12 protein-coding genes are annotated in these 17,282 nt (G+C 40.7%); 8 read left to right on the plus strand and 4 right to left on the minus strand.

Translation table 11 applies throughout. The annotated features are described in order from the left end of the window. Positions 1 to 2 precede the first annotated feature (2 nt). The 3 genes from ACFI4Z_RS06305 to rpoS are packed head-to-tail and all read left to right on the plus strand — an operon-like array spanning position 3 to position 2,488. Positions 3 to 581 (plus strand): YqaA family protein, encoded by a 579-nt coding sequence (locus ACFI4Z_RS06305; RefSeq protein WP_462669838.1) that lies wholly within the window; start codon positions 3 to 5, stop codon positions 579 to 581. A gap of 41 nt (positions 582 to 622) precedes the next feature. Continuing rightward, positions 623 to 1,447, plus strand: a complete 825-nt coding sequence (locus ACFI4Z_RS06310; protein ID WP_462669839.1) for a peptidoglycan DD-metalloendopeptidase family protein — start codon at positions 623 to 625, stop codon at positions 1,445 to 1,447. 57 nt (positions 1,448 to 1,504) lie between these two features. Then, positions 1,505 to 2,488 carry an RNA polymerase sigma factor RpoS gene (rpoS, locus tag ACFI4Z_RS06315; protein ID WP_462669840.1) on the plus strand — a complete coding sequence of 328 codons (984 nt, stop codon included), beginning with the start codon at positions 1,505 to 1,507 and terminating at the stop codon, positions 2,486 to 2,488. A gap of 74 nt (positions 2,489 to 2,562) precedes the next feature. Here rpoS and mutS read toward each other — a convergent pair whose 3' ends face one another. Further along, positions 2,563 to 5,133 (minus strand): DNA mismatch repair protein MutS, encoded by a 2,571-nt coding sequence (mutS, locus tag ACFI4Z_RS06320; RefSeq protein ID WP_462669841.1) that lies wholly within the window; start codon positions 5,131 to 5,133, stop codon positions 2,563 to 2,565. A gap of 21 nt (positions 5,134 to 5,154) precedes the next feature. Here mutS and ACFI4Z_RS06325 point away from each other — a divergent pair, with 21 nt between their 5' ends. Next, a complete protein-coding gene (locus ACFI4Z_RS06325; protein ID WP_462669842.1) occupies positions 5,155 to 5,643 on the plus strand; it encodes a CinA family protein in 489 nt (162 codons plus the stop codon). Positions 5,644 to 5,711: 68 nt separating this feature from the next. Next, the gene (gene recA, locus ACFI4Z_RS06330; protein WP_099294986.1) at positions 5,712 to 6,758 is read left to right on the plus strand and encodes a recombinase RecA; all 1,047 of its coding nucleotides are present in this window, start codon (positions 5,712 to 5,714) and stop codon (positions 6,756 to 6,758) included. 113 nt (positions 6,759 to 6,871) lie between these two features. Here the strand turns inward: recA and ACFI4Z_RS06335 are convergent, their stop codons facing one another. Then, positions 6,872 to 9,001 (minus strand): TonB-dependent siderophore receptor, encoded by a 2,130-nt coding sequence (locus ACFI4Z_RS06335; protein ID WP_462669843.1) that lies wholly within the window; start codon positions 8,999 to 9,001, stop codon positions 6,872 to 6,874. A gap of 147 nt (positions 9,002 to 9,148) precedes the next feature. Continuing rightward, the gene (locus ACFI4Z_RS06340; protein ID WP_462669844.1) at positions 9,149 to 10,318 is read right to left on the minus strand and encodes a DcaP family trimeric outer membrane transporter; all 1,170 of its coding nucleotides are present in this window, start codon (positions 10,316 to 10,318) and stop codon (positions 9,149 to 9,151) included. 295 nt (positions 10,319 to 10,613) lie between these two features. Here ACFI4Z_RS06340 and acs point away from each other — a divergent pair, with 295 nt between their 5' ends. Both acs and ACFI4Z_RS06350 read left to right on the plus strand, forming a co-directional pair. Further along, positions 10,614 to 12,554, plus strand: coding sequence for an acetate--CoA ligase (gene acs, locus ACFI4Z_RS06345; protein WP_462669845.1), 1,941 nt, complete (start codon positions 10,614 to 10,616; stop codon positions 12,552 to 12,554). Positions 12,555 to 12,647: 93 nt separating this feature from the next. Next, complete coding sequence (locus ACFI4Z_RS06350) at positions 12,648 to 13,310, plus strand: response regulator transcription factor (RefSeq protein ID WP_462669846.1); 663 nt, start codon at positions 12,648 to 12,650, stop codon at positions 13,308 to 13,310. 37 nt (positions 13,311 to 13,347) lie between these two features. Here ACFI4Z_RS06350 and purU read toward each other — a convergent pair whose 3' ends face one another. After that, positions 13,348 to 14,178 (minus strand): formyltetrahydrofolate deformylase, encoded by an 831-nt coding sequence (gene purU / locus ACFI4Z_RS06355; RefSeq protein WP_462669847.1) that lies wholly within the window; start codon positions 14,176 to 14,178, stop codon positions 13,348 to 13,350. Positions 14,179 to 14,568: 390 nt separating this feature from the next. Here purU and ACFI4Z_RS06360 point away from each other — a divergent pair, with 390 nt between their 5' ends. Next, a complete protein-coding gene (locus ACFI4Z_RS06360; RefSeq protein WP_462669848.1) occupies positions 14,569 to 17,223 on the plus strand; it encodes a DUF2339 domain-containing protein in 2,655 nt (884 codons plus the stop codon). Positions 17,224 to 17,282: the final 59 nt, after the last annotated feature.

Consider the following 17,282-nt stretch of genomic DNA (forward strand, 5'->3'; position numbering starts at 1 on the left):
CTTTGAAATTGTTTACTAAGTTATACGATATGGCCTTAGTGTGGGCGAAACATCGTCATGCTGAGCGTTATTTAGCGGGCATGAGCTTTGCTGAGTCTGTTTTTTTTCCAGTTCCACCTGATGTTATGTTAGCACCTATGGCGCTTGCACAGCCTAGCAAAGCGTGGCGTTTTGCCAGTTTCACCACTATCGCATCAGTTATTGGTGGCGTATTAGGTTACTTACTCGGATTTTGGCTATTTGAACCTGTTGTTGAGCCCTTTATTGCTCAAATGGGCTGGCAAGATAAGTTTAATGTTGCATTAGAATGGTTTAAAAATTATGGAGTATGGGTGGTATTTATTGCGGGTTTTTCACCTATACCCTATAAGGTGTTTACTGTAGGGGCAGGACTTTTACACATGGCATTTTTACCCTTTTTGCTTGCATCAGCCGTCGGCAGAGGTGCGCGTTTCTTTTTAGTGGCAGCACTGATGAAATGGGGCGGAGTGAAAATGGAACAGAAATTACGTCAATATGTTGAAGCACTTGGCTGGGGATTAGTCGCTTTAGTGGTTGTCGCTTACATTTTATTGCGTTAACCGCCAAAAGAGATAGTTTGAAGGATTGAGGGCAAAACACCGTGAATAAATACTTTTTATGCTATGTTGTTTTATTTATGAGTGTTTTGCTCAATGGTTGCTCGTCGCGTCAAGCACCGGCACCTGTGAGTAGTTTAGATACGAGCGTTGCGCCTTACACGGGCAGAATCAATATAGTTGGCGATAAATATACAGTAAAAAAAGGAGATACACTTTACTCTATTGCCTTTAGCGCACAACAAGATTTTCGGACCCTTGCAAAAAACAACGATATTCCAACTCCTTACATTATCCACCCAGGCCAAACAATAAACCTAAAAAAGGTACAAATTAAAAATAAAAAGCGTAAAAAATATACGAAACCGAGTAAAAAGTCTACAAAAGAAATACAAAAAAATAACAAAAAATTAAAGAAAGAGCTTGATCAGCCAAAACAACGAGAGTATGTTCAAAAACAAGGTAGTAAAAAAGTTAGCAATCTTAGTAGCTTGAATCCTAAAAAGGTACGCTGGTCTTGGCCTGCAAAAGGCAAAGTAACACAACGTTTTTCTACAAGGGAGAATGGCTATAAAGGACTACAAATAGCTAACAAAAAAGGTACATCTGTTTTCGCTGCAGCGCAAGGGACCGTTGTTTATGCAGGAAGTGCACTTCGTGGTTACGGTAATTTAATCATTTTGAAACATAATGATGATTACCTAAGTGCTTACGCACATAATTCGAAGTTGTTAGTTAAAGAAAAGCAGCATGTGAAAGCAGGGCAAAAAATAGCAGAGATTGGCAGCTCTGATTCTGATGTTACGGCATTGCGTTTTGAGATCCGTTATAGAGGAAAGGCTGTTAATCCCCAAAAATATTTGCCTTAGCTAACGGGTATAGACACCAGTGATCATACAATCACTTATTTGCTTGAGGGTACGCTAATGGGTAACACGGCAAACGTAAAAAAAACGAAATCCGCAGTTGACGATAAATTTGATGATGTAGCGGTTAAAGAGCCAACAGAATCGTTATTAGAAGAAGTTGATAAAGATGACGATATATTCGCGAAAGAGGAAGTGACTAAAAACTTAGATGCTACTCAATTATATTTAGGTGAAATTGGTTTTTCTCCATTATTGAGTGCTGAAGAAGAAGTATTTTTTGCCCGCAAAGCGTTAAAAGGCTGTGAAGCTTCCCGCAAACGCATGATTGAAAGTAACCTTCGCTTAGTTGTAAAAATTGCCCGCCGCTATAATAACCGGGGTTTAGCATTACTAGATTTAATTGAAGAAGGTAATCTAGGTTTAATCCGCGCTGTTGAAAAGTTTGACCCTGAACGTGGCTTTAGATTTTCAACATACGCCACGTGGTGGATACGCCAGACTATTGAACGCGCTATTATGAATCAAACTCGCACGATTCGCCTTCCTATTCATGTTGTTAAAGAATTAAATGTATACCTACGTACCGCGCGTGAATTAACTCAAAAGCTTGATCACGAGCCAACCGCTGAAGAAATTGCAGAGTGCTTAGATAGACCCGTTGAAGACGTAACTAAAATGCTGCGTTTAAATGAAAAGATCACATCGGTTGATACGCCTATTGGCGGCGAAAATGATAAAGCATTACTTGATATCATTGCAGATGAGAAAGGCTTTAGCCCAGAAGGCGAAGTGCAAAACAATGATATTAATAAGCATATTGTAGATTGGTTAGGTGAACTTAATCCTAAACAACGTGAAGTATTAGCACGTCGTTTTGGTTTGTTAGGCTATGAGCCATCAACACTTGAAGATGTTGGCCGTGAAATAGGTTTAACACGTGAGCGTGTAAGACAAATTCAGGTAGAAGCATTGCGCCGACTGAAAGATATTTTACAGCATGAAGGCTTAAGTACAGACAGTTTATTTGACCAGTTTTCGTAGCGTTTAAAACCTCACACTCATAGCAAAATTTTATAGCTGAAGAGATTACTCTTCAGCTTTTTATTGTATAAATCTTATAGCAGCGCTTTTAATTTATAGAGTAGATCTTGAGCTTGGCGTGGGCTTAAATTATCCAAATCAATTTCAGCCAGCTGCGTTTCTACCTCACTCGGCTCAATTTCAAACAATGATGCTTGCTGTGCATTTAAGTCAGCGGTTACAGGTTGATGGTTTTCAAGCATTTTTAGCTTTTGCTTTGCTTGTTTTATCACAGCTTTTGGAACACCGGCTAGCGCTGCGACTTGTAACCCAAAACTCTTGCTTGCAGCTCCATCTAATACGGTGTGCATAAACGCAATTGTATCGTTGTGTTCAATTGCGTCTAGGTGGACATTTACAAGTCCTGCTTGTTGCTCAGCAAGTTCCGTTAATTCAAAGTAGTGCGTAGCGAACAATGTTTTAGCTGCAATTTTTGATGCTAAGTGATCAGCTGTTGCATACGCAAGTGAAAGTCCATCGTAAGTACTTGTGCCACGACCAATTTCATCCATTAATACCAATGATTGCGCGGTTGCATTATTTAAAATCGTTGCCGTTTCGGTCATTTCTACCATAAAGGTTGAGCGTCCTGAGGCGAGATCGTCGCTTGCACCTATGCGGGTGAATATACGGTCAATGTTACCAATGTTGGCGCTGTCTGCGGGTACAAAAGAGCCAATGTGAGCCATTAATACAATTAAGGCAGTTTGACGCATATAGGTTGATTTACCGCCCATATTTGGCCCTGTGATGATCAACATTTTACGTTGGGCATTCAGTTCAACAGGATTAGCAATAAATGGGTCTTTCATCACTTGTTCAACCACCGGATGGCGACCTTGCTTGATGCTGATATCGTCATTATCACAAAGCTGTGGCTTTGCATAATTAAGGGCTATTGCGCGCTCAGCAAGATTGTTGAGTACATCTAAATCAGCTAATGCACCAGCCATTAACTGTAGTTGCTCTATATGTGGAGCAATAAATTCAAATAGTTGCTCGTATAGTTGCTTTTCAAGAGCCAGAGCTTTTGATTGGCTGCCTAGCACCTTATCTTCATGCTCTTTTAGCTCAGGAATTATATAGCGTTCGTTGTTTTTAAGCGTTTGACGACGAATATAATCTGCTGGCACTAAATGTGAGTTGGCGCGGCTTACTTCGATAAAAAAGCCGTGTACTTTGTTATAGCCAATTTTAAGGGTACTAATACCTGTGCGTTCACGTTCGCGCTGCTCTAATTGTTCAAGTACATCTGTGGCACCTTGACTCAATGCGCGCCATTCATCTAGTTCGCTGTTGTAGCCTGGGGCAATTACTCCTCCATCACGAATAAGTACGGGTGGATTATCAATGACTGCACGTTCTAATAAATCTTGTAGTTCAGGCAAGGTTGGGGAATCGGCAATAATCTGTGCAATGCGAGGATCGCTGGCGTCATTTAATAATGCATGTAATGGGCTCAATGCTTGTAATGCACTGCGTAGACGAGTTAGATCGCGTGGTCTTGCCGTCCATAGAGCTAACCGTGCAATAACGCGCTCTATATCGCCTATTTGTTTAAGCGATTCATGAAGCTCACCGCACAGCTGCGCATCCATGATTGCACTTATTGCGTTGAGGCGCGCATTAAGCTCTGGTTTTGAGCGAATAGGTGTATGAATACGGCGTTTTAATAAACGCGAACCCATCGCAGTTGCCGTTTTATCAAGCACTTGTGCAAGGGTATTTTCATATCCGCCTGATAAGTTGACTGTGAGCTCCAAGTTTTTACGGGTTGCTGCATCAAGGATCACAGCATGTTCATTATGCTCAAGAGTGATTGCACGAATATGGGGTAGGGCAATCCGCTGCGTGTCTTTAACGTATTGCATTAAGCAGCCCGCTGCGACAAGTGCAGCTTTGGCTTTATCAACACCAAAACCGACAAGGTCTTTAGTACCAAATTGGTCACACAGTAAATGTTGCGCGGTATCTAAATCGAACTCCCACTCAGGACGACGACGAATACCTTTTATATGTTCAATTAAGTGCAAATTTGCAAAGTCTTCGCTATACAGCAATTCGGCAGGGGCTAAACGTTGCAGTGTTGAGCTGAAGGCTTCGTCGGTATTTACTTCAACAATATTAAATCGACCAGAGTTGATGTCTAAATAAGCGATGCCGTAAACACCTTTCTTATTTTGCCATACACTGGTTAGTAAATTATCTTGGCGTTCTTGTAATAATGCTTCGTCAGAAATAGTACCGGGTGTAACAATACGGACCACTTTACGTTCTACAGGACCTTTACTGGTTGCTGGGTCACCAACTTGTTCACAAATAGCGACCGATTCGCCCATTTGCACTAATCGCGCAAGATAGTTTTCAACAGCATGATAAGGCACACCCGCCATTGGAATTGGGTTACCCCCGGCTTTTCCGCGGTGTGTTTGTGAAATGTCTAATAACTGCGCGGCTCGTTTTGCGTCATCGAAAAATAATTCATAAAAATCACCCATTCGGTAAAACAATAAAATATCACGATGTTCAGATTTTATTTTTAGATACTGCTGCATCATCGGAGTTTGTTGACTTATTGTGTGTGGTGCATAAAGATCAAACGACATGTATTTACCCAAAGGCTGAATATGGAGTTACATCAAGAGATTAAAACACTTGCTGCGCAATTAGGGGTTATTTTAACGGATAAATGCTTATGGATCACTACCGCTGAATCATGTACTGGAGGTGGTGTAAGTTATGCACTAACAGACACCCCTGGAAGCTCTGCCTATCTTGACCGTGCATTTGTCACTTACAGCAATCAAGCCAAGCACGATTTACTGGGCGTAAGTTTACAGACATTATCTGACTTTGGTGCAGTGAGTGAGCAAGTAGTTTTGGAAATGGCTGAAGGAGCTTGTAGAACAGCAAATGCTGATATTGCGATCGCTATTTCGGGGGTTGCTGGGCCAGGTGGTGGTAGTGTGGATAAACCAGTTGGTTTAGTTTGGTTTTGTATCAAAATTGCAGATAAACAGTATTCAAGCAAGCAAGTTTTTACTGGCGATAGAGCCAGTGTTAGAGCACAAGCTATTGTTTATGCGTTAAAAAGTGTTATTGATAAGATAAATTAATAAAATTAACTTGATACTGTGATTTCATACAGTATACTTGTCTGCATTAGCCGGATTTGGAGAACGAAATGAACGATAACAAACAAAAAGCGTTAGATGCTGCTTTATCACAAATTGAGCGTCAATTTGGTAAAGGCTCAATTATGAAATTGGGTGACAATAAGGCACTAGATATTGAAGCTGTATCTACAGGTTCACTAGGTATCGATATTGCTTTAGGTATAGGTGGTTTACCTATGGGACGTATTGTTGAAGTATATGGCCCTGAATCATCAGGTAAAACAACTTTAACGCTACAAGTTATCGCTCAAGCGCAAAAAGAAGGTAAAACCTGTGCATTCGTTGATGCTGAGCATGCACTTGACCCTGTTTATGCCCAAAAACTGGGTGTTAACATTGATGACCTTTTAGTATCGCAACCAGATACAGGTGAGCAAGCTCTAGAAATTTGTGACATGCTAGTACGTTCAAGTGCTGTTGATGTTGTGATTGTCGATTCTGTTGCAGCATTAACACCAAAGGCTGAGATTGAAGGCGACATGGGCGACTCGCACATGGGTTTACAAGCACGCTTAATGTCTCAAGCACTACGTAAGCTAACGGGTAACATTAAACGCTCAAACACATTATGTATTTTCATTAACCAAATTCGTATGAAAATAGGTGTAATGTTTGGTAACCCTGAAACAACAACCGGCGGTAATGCACTTAAATTCTACGCATCAGTGCGTTTAGACATTCGTCGTATTGGCTCTGTAAAAGAGGGCGATGAAGTTGTTGGTAATGAAACTCGCGTAAAAGTGGTTAAAAATAAAGTGGCACCACCATTTAAACAAGCTGAGTTCATCATTATGTATGGTGAAGGTATTTCTAAGCATGGCGAGCTTATCGATTTGGGTGTTAAACACAAAATTGTTGAAAAAGCCGGTGCATGGTACAGCTACAATGGCAGTAAAGTGGGCCAAGGTAAATCTAACTCAATTAAGTTCTTAAAAGAAAATACTGAAATTGCAGATGAGATTGAAGGCAAACTACGCGAACTGTTACTTCTTAAGGCTGAAATTAAGCCAGAAGATGGCGAAGATGCAGGCTTAATCGCTGAAGACGAGTTATAAAAGAGTAAGCGCGATTTGACCCGCACTTAACAACAAAAAGCCGCTAAAACTTAACTGTTTAGCGGCTTTTTGTTTAAACGCTCTCAAACTAAGCGCGTGTAAACTATATAGCGTTATAGCTGCCAGTTAACAGAGATTGAGTAGCTACGTGGCGCACCGTAATAACCCTGTGCCCAATACAAGCTATGAATGTACTTCTCGTTGGTTACATTGTTGAGGTTAAATGAAACACCCACATTATCAGTAATATCATAAGTTGCCATCAGGTTTAATATACCAAATGCATCTTGCTTAGTAACGGGTGTAACACCTTGTGAAGTAGCTGCCTGAATACGCTTGGTGTCATCTTGCCAACGATAGTTTAAACCCGCAGTTAAACCATCAACTTCAGGGACCTTGTAAGCAACAGCAAGTTTATATTGCGTTTCAGGGGTGTAATTTTTAACTAACTCATCACCCTCAATATTAATACTGCTATAGCTAAAGCTAGTACTCAGTGTTTCGCTAACTTTACCGCTTAACTCAACTTCAAAGCCGTCACTGTTTATACCTTCAGCGCCATAATAGCGAGTATCGTCTGGTGCTGAGCCTGGGATTGCAACAGCTAGGCCAACTTGTTTCGCGTCAAAATAAGCGAGTGTAACAAACAAATCGTTATCTAAAAGCTGGGCTTTTAAACCAATTTCACGGCTTTCACCAGTGATTGGGTTTAAGTAATCGCCAGTAGTATCTCGTTCAGTTTGTGGCACAAAAGTTTCTGTATAGCTGGCGTAAGCTGAAAAGTTTTCGTTGATGTCATAAACAGTGCCAAAATATGGAATCGTTTGATCACTGTCTTTGTCTTTGGCTGTACCATATGATTCACCTTCAGACTGCCAGTTTACTTGGCTAACACCCGCTAATAAACTCAATGAATCATTTGCACGAATACGTGTCGATACATAGGCTGAGCGTTGTCTGTTAGTGACATCAGCGCCAGTTAAACCATCGGTTAATGTAGGCACTGGAGCAATACCATCCCAACCACCAAGCTCTGGCATTGGCGGAAAGCCATTACCTGTTGTGTTGTCGTAAAGCGATTTGTCATAGTTGTCCATATCCGCTTGGTTTACACCAAATGATAGGTCGTGTTCCATACCAAATAAGTTAAATTTACCTGCAGCATAAAGATCAAAAATATCGTGCTTATCTTTGTGATCATACTCACTGGCGTAACCGGTTAGACCTAGGCCAGTTTCGCGGTCAGGTGTTCCAAATACGTAAAATAATTCAGAATCCTGCTCATTCACTAAATGCGCGTAACTTGCTTTTAAAAGCCAAGTATTGGCAATGCTTTGTTCTACAGATACAAATACTTGTTCTGTTGAATTATTCCAATATGACCAATCAGAAGCTGTGCTAGTTGAAGCATCAAAGTGTGTTGCAGTACCGTCACTGTAATAAAGAGGTAGCGCCCCCCAAAGTGGGCTATCAGCGTCTTTTTGTTGATTTACATAGTTTACGGATAAAACAGTGCTGGCAGATAATTGACCTTCATAGGCAAAATAATAAATAGTTTTATCTTGCTCGTAACGGTCTAAATATGAATCTGTTTTTTGTTTAGTAAAAGCAACACGTGCTGCATGGTCATCAGTAAGTGCAGTAGATGCATCAAGCTCTACACGTTTATTATTCCATGAGCCATACGATGCAGAGGCACTTACTTTTGTTTGATAGGTTGGCTTTTTTAGTACCATATTTACAGTGGCAGAGGGGTTACCTGCACCTGTCATTAAACCGTTAGCGCCACGAACGACTTCAACACTTTCAAAAATAGAGGTATCTAAAGTACCTTGAATTGCACCGCTCTCTTGCGGTGTGCCCATGCCATTAGTTTGAAAGTTTGTAATTTCAAAGCCGCGTGCTTTAAAGTAAGTGCGATCGGTTTCAATTTGCTCAACAGTTACGCCTGGTGTGGTTTCTAAAACCGCATTGATGTCATCAAGTGAAAAATCATCCATTAATGCACGAGAAATAACAGAAATTGACTGTGGGGTTTCTTTAATCGTTAGCCCTAGCTTGGTAGCCGATTGCGCATCTTCCGTTATGTAATTTTTATGGTGTTGCCCATAGACTGCTATTTTTTCAAGAGATTTATCTGAATCATCAGTGTTATTTTGAGTCGAGGCGTGGGCTAACCCACCCAAAGCGACTGAGGTGAAAATGGCAAGTTTTGATAATTGTAGAAATTGCGGAGCAGACATATTACATTCCATAAAGTTCAAATTAACGCGTAATTTAATCTAAACAATAATAGTTTGCAATTGTGTTTGTGTATTTTTAGTTTTATTTAACAAAATAAAAGCGACCATAGGCCGCTTTAGGATAGGACTAGGAAAGAATAGATAAATTTAAAATGCGTACTTAACAGAAAACTGTAAGCGCTTCATATCTCCGTCGCTTCCACTTTCTACTTCACGCTCAGCATGTTTGAATTCAGCCCCGAAAGTTAGTTTTTTAATCGGTGAATAAAGTAAGTTTGCGCTATAACTTTGGCTTGCTTTTGTTGGGTTGCCAGATACAGTTAATAAATCTTTGTTATTATCAGCTGAGAAGAAAGAGTATAAGAACGTTGAACGCCACTGGCTGTTCCAGTGCTGTTGGTAAGCAATAAAACCAGAGGTTGAATCAATGGCATCTAAGTCGTTATTACCATCGAGTACAGCGCCATGCGCTGCGTTTAAGCCAACATAACGGCCTAATCCTTGTCCCTGAGTTAGCATAAATTTAAGGTTATTTTTACCCATGTTAACTTTACCTGATGCGCTAACACCAAACGAAGTTTCATCAGCATCAACACCATTTTGTTTATATGTTAATTGGCGAGCAAGGCCTGTTACTACAAATTGGCCCCAATCAGCGTTCATTGTGTAGCGTGCAGTAAAGTCAGGTAGAGAGGCATCGTCAGTGGCAATTCGTGCACCACCTACATCTGTTATTGTGCTTTCTGGGTTTTCAATTGAGAATGAAAAATTACCTGATGTATACCGCGCTTGGGCTTGGCGCACAAACACGGTGCCTTCCGCCGGGCCAACAAAATCAAGTGTTTCAGGCAAAGCCCCAACATTTTGAAAGTTTGACCATGCTTGACCAAATAACCAGCCGTCATAGGTGATAAACGCTTGGCGAACACGAGGCGCGTATGAGTTACTGACTCGCTCATTGCCGCCTGGGGCTGAGGCAATAAAGTCGATTTCAATTTTAGTTTTTATTTCTTTGCCGTTATCAAGTTTGGTACCCGTACCAAAAAAGAAACGAGATTGACGGGCATGCATATCAAATACTGCATCACTGTCAACGCCAGAACCAACGGGGGTTGTGCCAGGTACATAAAAATCACGACCAATACTTCCACCCCCAGGTACGCCCTCTGAATAATCACTCCACATTGCATCAAGTTTGACATAACCACCGTAGTTTACATCGGTGCCACCAATCGATGCTGCTTGCGTCGTTGTACTAAGGGCGCATAAAACAGCGGTTGCAGTGAGTGATTTTATTAATGTTGCTTTTGTTGTCATGATTAATTTCCTATTCGATGCAGTTGTTATACTTTTAATGATGTCACTTTTGATGATGTACGCTTTTTACTCAATTACCTATTGGTCTATTAGACTAAGGTGGCACGCAGGTAGACTTGAAAAAACAGGGGAGTTAACCTTCATTACGGTGAATATCAATGCCATAGCTGCTATATACAGTGTGGTGGCTAAATTATAAAAAATAGTATTACAACTAAGGTCTAATACTTTCATTGACGCTGCTGGGTAATCCTTGGAGTAGGCCTTTGGCAAGTAATTAAAAATGGAGACGACTATGTCACAAAGTATCTATCCAGTTCCTGCAAATATCAAGAATGCAGCCTTAGTTGATAACGATAAATATAACACACTTTACAAGCAATCTATTGATGATCCTGAAGGTTTTTGGTCAGAACACGGCAAACGCCTTGATTGGTCTACTCCTTATACTAAGGTAAAAAATACCTCTTTTGATAAAGGTCATATCAGTATCAAATGGTACGAAGATGGTGAGTTAAATGCTTCATACAACTGCATCGATCGCCATCTTGCAACAAAAGCAGATAAAACAGCATTAATTTGGGAAGGCGATAACCCAGGAAATTGCGAGCACATTAGCTATCAGAAATTGCATGATGAAGTGGCAAAGTTTGCCAATGGTCTTAAAAAATTAGGCGTTAAAAAAGGTGATCGTATAGCTATCTATATGCCAATGTCGCCGCAAGCCGTTTATGCAATGCAAGCATGTGCTCGATTAGGCGCTATTCACTCAGTTGTGTTTGGTGGCTTTTCGCCATCAGCAATTGCAGATCGTATTAAAGACTCTGGTGCTAAAATTGTAATTACGTCAGATGAAGGCCGCCGTGCAGGAAACACAGTACCGTTAAAGGCAAATGTAGACGAAGCCGTTGCACAAGAGTCTGTAACAACCATTGAGCATGTTGTTGTGCATCAACTAACCGGTGGTGAAGTTGATTGGAACGAGCACGATGTATGGTGGCATGAATTGGTAGCTGATGTACCTGCACAGTGCGAACCTGAACCAATGAATGCAGAAGACCCATTATTTATACTTTATACGTCGGGCTCAACTGGCCAACCTAAAGGTGTAGTTCACACAACAGGTGGCTATTTAGTTTATTCGTCAATGACTCACGAATACGTATTTGATCTAAAAGAAGACGATGTATTTTGGTGTAGCGCTGATGTAGGTTGGATCACAGGTCACAGCTATATTGCTTATGGTCCACTCGTTAATGGCTGTACACAAGTTTTATTTGAAGGTGTGCCGACTTATCCAACTGCAGGTCGAATGGGTGAAGTAGTTGATAAGCATGGTGTTACCATTCTTTATACTGCACCTACAGCAATTCGCGCACTGATGGCTAAAGGTGATGAGCCTACATCGACCTCTAAACGTGATAGTTTACGTGTTTTAGGTTCAGTCGGTGAGCCAATTAATCCTGAAGCATGGACATGGTATTATGAACAAATTGGTAATGAAAAGTGCCCTATAGTTGATACGTGGTGGCAAACTGAAACCGGTGGCATTATGATCACGCCACTACCGGGCGCAACAGACATGAAACCGGGTTCAGCAACGCGTCCTTTCTTTGGTATTGCACCTGCATTATTTGATGCAGAAGGAAATACATTAGAAGGTGCAGTTGATGGTAATTTAGTTATCTTGGATAGCTGGCCTTCACAAGCTCGCACCGTTTATGGTGATCATGAACGTTTTGAACAAACTTACTTCTCAGCTTATCCGGGTGTATATTTTACAGGTGATGGCTGTCGTCGTGATGAAGATGGTTATTACTGGATTACAGGCCGTGTAGATGACGTACTTAATGTATCAGGGCATCGATTAGGTACCGCTGAAATAGAAAGCGCATTGGTTGCTCACGAAGCAGTAGCAGAAGCCGCTGTAGTTGGTTTCCCACATGACATTAAAGGCCAAGGCATTTATGTTTACATTACACCAAATGAAGGTGTAACTGTGAGTGATGAGTTGACTAAAGAAGTACGTAATTGGGTGCGCAAAGAGCTTAGCCCAATAGCCTCGCCAGATATGATTCAATGGTCACCGGGTTTACCTAAAACACGTTCAGGAAAGATTATGCGTCGTATTTTACGCAAGATCGCCGCCAATGAGCACCAACAACTTGGTGATACCTCGACACTTGCTGATCCGAGTGTAGTTGATGAACTTATCGAGAACAGATTAAATCGTTAAATATGCGTTAAAAACTTGATTAGAAGTTGATTCTAAACGTAGTATATCGGCTGTCATCTAATTGATGACAGCCGAATTTATTAGGAGTGAACCATGAGTCAGTTTTTAATAGCGGACGACCACCCGTTATTTCGTGAAGCACTAAAAGGGGCATTAAGTACTAAGTTTGCTGATTTAGAAGTATTTGAATCTGAAGACTTTGATACCACGTTGCAAGTGCTGAGCGAGCAAGAAGATTTAGATATCTTATTACTAGACCTACACATGCCAGGTAATGGCGATTTATACGGCCTAATTCGTATCCGAGAAGATTACCCAAGCTTACCTATTGCTGTGGTGTCAGGGAGCGAAGATATTAATATTGTATCCAAAGTGATGAGCTATGGTGCAATGGGCTTTATACCTAAGTCATCGTCGTCAGAAGATATTGCTGGCGCCATCAATCAAATTCTTGATGGTGATGTATGGTTACCGCTTGACCTAAAAGACAAAGTGGCAACGGTAGAAGGTGAAGATAAAGAAATTGCTGCGCAAGTAGCATCGCTTACCCCGCAGCAATATAAAGTTTTGCAATATCTCCATGAAGGATTACTCAATAAGCAGATTGCTTACGAGTTACATATTTCTGAAGCAACCGTAAAAGCTCATATTACTGCAATTTTTAGAAAGTTAGGCGTTTACAATCGTACTCAAGCTGTACTTATTGCAGCAAAATTACAACTAGAACCTATTGAGTCGGCATCTTTACTTAAATAATAAAGAGGCAAATAGCCTCTTCATTTAGTTTATTAATTTAGCTAAACACCACCGTTTTATTACCATTTATAAACAGCTTATGCTCAGACGCTAATTGGAGTGCTTTGCAGAAAACTGTTTTTTCTACATCTTTGCCCATTTTTGCCATTATTTCAGCGGTATTCGCATGGCTAACATGAGTTACGTCCTGCATAATAATTGGCCCTTCATCCAGCTCGTTATTAACAAAGTGAGCGGTCGCACCAATAATTTTAACGCCGCGTTCAAATGCTTGATGATAAGGTTTTGCACCAATAAAGGCAGGTAAAAATGAGTGATGAATATTAATAATTTTACCGTCAAAACGAGCGACAAACTCAGGGCTCAATATCCGCATGTATTTAGCTAAACCAATAACATCTGGGTTGTAACTAGCAATTAAATCGCCCACCTGCTTATCATGTTCAAGGCGGCTTAAACCGTCATGACTGACAACATGAAAAGGGACATTAAAACCTTTTGCTAAAGGCGCTAAATCTGGATAGTTAGCAATTACAGCAAGCACTTCAATGTTAAGGGCTTGCTCAAACTGTTTGAGTAAAACGCCTCCTAAGCAATGGGCTTCTTTAGTGGCAAGCAGCACAACTTTGGTTTTCTCGTTGTTGTGCAAAGTAACCTTTGCGCCAGTAGGTAAAATAGATTCAAGTTGCTCAATAAAGTCTTCGCTTGGCTGCCCGGTTATTTCTGTACGCATAAAAAAGCGACTAGCGTCTTTATCTACAAACTCATTATTGCGGGTAATATTTAAATTATGTTCGTGGCACAGCCCGGTGATCTTAGCTATTAAGCCCACATCATCTGCACATTGTGTAGTTAATATCGTGTTCATTAGTCCTCATTCAAATCCCGTGATAATCAGCCCCATTATTTGCCAATTACACGCTAATGCAAGGGCTTTGTGGAGTAATTGACGATTACTCATGAGTGTTGTTGAGATGCACAAGCAGATAATGTGTTTTTACATAAAAAATGTCGTTATTCAGCATGTCAGATATTGCATTGAGAGGGGGCGGTGGAAAGCATAATACTTATTTATTTTAGATAATAGCTAAGTTAATTGCTTATATATAAATTAATAAGGAGTACATAACCGTCAGCTTGCAGGGAGTTGTTTGCTAGAGTGTAATAACTACTTTAAATCGTTTATTATTTTATTTGTTTATAATTACAGCTGTTTACGATATAAAGAAGGGCATAAAATGCAATCAGGGATTGAATAATGGATGGTGTGTTAGTACTAATCGTCATATTCGCATTAGTGGTAATTGCTGGTGCAATAGCAGGATTAATTGCATTAACCAAAGTAAGCGCGTTACAGCACGATGTTGCGTCTCTAAAAAAACAATTAAATGAGCGAGTCAAAAAAACCTCAAGTCAAGAGTCACAATACGATGTAAGAGATTTTACTGAACACCAAAAAGATGTCAGTAATAATGAAGAAAATCACTCTGATTCACCTTGGGTTGAGCAAGCTAACCCTATTAATGTAATTGCTTCAAAGCCTGCTCTTTCAAATCAAACTAGTGCTGCCCATTCTCTCACTAAAAAACGCTCTTCTTCCCGTGTCGATGCTTTTATCATAAAGTTTAAAGTCGAGCTTCAACGAAACTGGATGACGTGGATTGGCGGTATTGCGTTGGCCTTTGGTGGTATATTTTTAGCAAAATATAGCTTAGATGCAGGCTTATTATCTCCTAGCCTCAGGCTTACCCTTGGCGGGTTGTTTGGCATTTCGCTGATTACGGTTGCAGAGTATTTACACCGTAAAGGTATTGTTTTTGAAGGATTCAATAACTATATTCCAGCTGCTTTAGCAGGAGGCGGGTTTATTAGTTGTTTTGCATTAACGCTGCTTGCTTACTCAAGTTATGCGATGTTAAGCCCAACCACGGCTTTTATGATGTTAGCTGTTATTGCACTGGCGGCAAGCTCAATGGCACTGCGCTTAGGGCCGCTACTCGCTGTATTAGGTATTGTAGGGGCTTATAGCGTGCCTTTGTGGGTTAACACCGGAAGCGGTAATTTAGCCGCACTTTTGACCTATATTAGCTTCGTCACTCTTTCAGCTGTGCTGGTAGCGCAAAGAGTAAAACGTAATTGGTTGTGGTATTTACTTTGGGCAGGGCATATAGGCTGGTATTGGGTAGCGCTGAGTGTGATTAACGCACAGCAATATTGGATTGTAGGTGGTTTTGCACTGCTATCGATTATTGGTTTAATCGCGATGATGCGTTTAGGTTTAACGCTGCGTTTGCTGGAGTACCGCCCACATAGTTTAAAGCGTTTATTAAGATTACAGCCGGATCACCCATTATTGTTAGCGATTGTGGTGCCGTTATTGGTAGTGATAGTAACGTCTATGGCGAGTGTGCAATGGCAAATTGTAATGGTGTGCTTAATCGTCATGTTGCTATTTTTGGTGCTGCAAAATAGCCGTTGGGATCTGTGGCAAGGTTTAGCGCTGCTAATTGCTGTTTTACTGGTTGTCAGTCAGCAATCGTATAACATTGATACTAACGATCACTTATTTATATTTAAAAATATGCATGGGCTTGGTTTATTGCTCGGTATAGGTTTTTGTGTGTACGGGCTGTATTTTGGCGCACGTTATTATAAACGGTTAAGCTTTCATTTAGTGGCTGCTTTTAGTCTGTTTGTATTAATAGCAACACTTTACACTTTAACCTCAGAGCAAAACTTAGCGGTGGCGTATTCATTATGGACAGTACTATTACTGCTTGGCAGTGGCGTTTTGCTCAAATGTGCGCAAAATGCCCATACCCAATGGCAGCAGTTTAGTTATTGGATTGGTGCTAATGCCAATGTCACCTTGTGTTTAACCATGTTATTAGCTGATAGCGGCCTCACTCTAGCGCTTGCAATTCAAGTGTTAGTTATAAGTTTTCTTGTTAAACGCCATAAAGTGCCTATGCCGCATTGGCCTATTAAAGCGCTCGTGGCAGCAGTACTTGCACGTTTAACGTTTGCACCTTGGATGGAGAGTTATACAGATTTAACGCTTCTTTCAATGCATTGGAGCATAGTGGTTTATCCCATTGCTGTTGGGCTATTTTGGTTTGCCGCAAAGCAATGGCAAAAAACAGACATGAAAATTTGGCTCGAAGGGGCTGCACTACATTGTTTGGCTTTATTTATCACTACCGAAACTAGCTATCAATTAGTTGGGCATTATCCTCAATTTGGTTCCCTGAGCTTTTATGAACAAGTTTTATTAAGCTGTAATTGGCTTGCATTAGGCTGTGTTTATTTGTATCGCGCGCAAAGTGCTGGGCAGCTAGGCAAGCTTTACAGGGTTGCAGGGTTAATCTTGTCGGCATTAGCTGGTTTATTGCTAGCAAGCACAATGTTTGATAATAACCCATTACTAACATCCTTGTATGTAGGGGAAACTCCGGTGTTTAACTGGGTGCTATTGATGTGGTTGGTGCCAAGTGCTTTAGCACTGTGGTTAGCTAACCTAGTAAAGCCAGTTAATACCCAACTTAGTAAAATAATATTGATAGTAGCGGGCGTTTTAGCTGCATTAGCAATAAATACACTCATCCGCCAGTATTGGCAAGGCGCATATATCTACCTAGATAGAAAAACCAGTGATGCGGAACTATATAGTTATTCGATTGTTTGGTTATTGCTCGGCGCGCTGGTGGTTATTTTTGGGCATTTAAAACAACAACTGCTGTTGCAAAAAGTTGGGTTAGGTATTCTTGGTGCAGTAATAGTTAAAGTGTTTTTAATTGATATGGCAAGCCTCACGGGTTTACTCAAAGCGATATCATTTATTGGCTTAGGCTTATCGCTGGTGGGCCTGAGCTGGCTTTTTCAAAAGCTCAGGAGTAAAGCGCAAGCTAGATGATTAAATTAAAGCAGTACACCTAGCAAAATTGCTAGGTACCTAGTAATTTTGCTAGGTAC

The sequence above is a fragment of the Pseudoalteromonas sp. RWi3 genome (genome assembly GCF_054960735.1).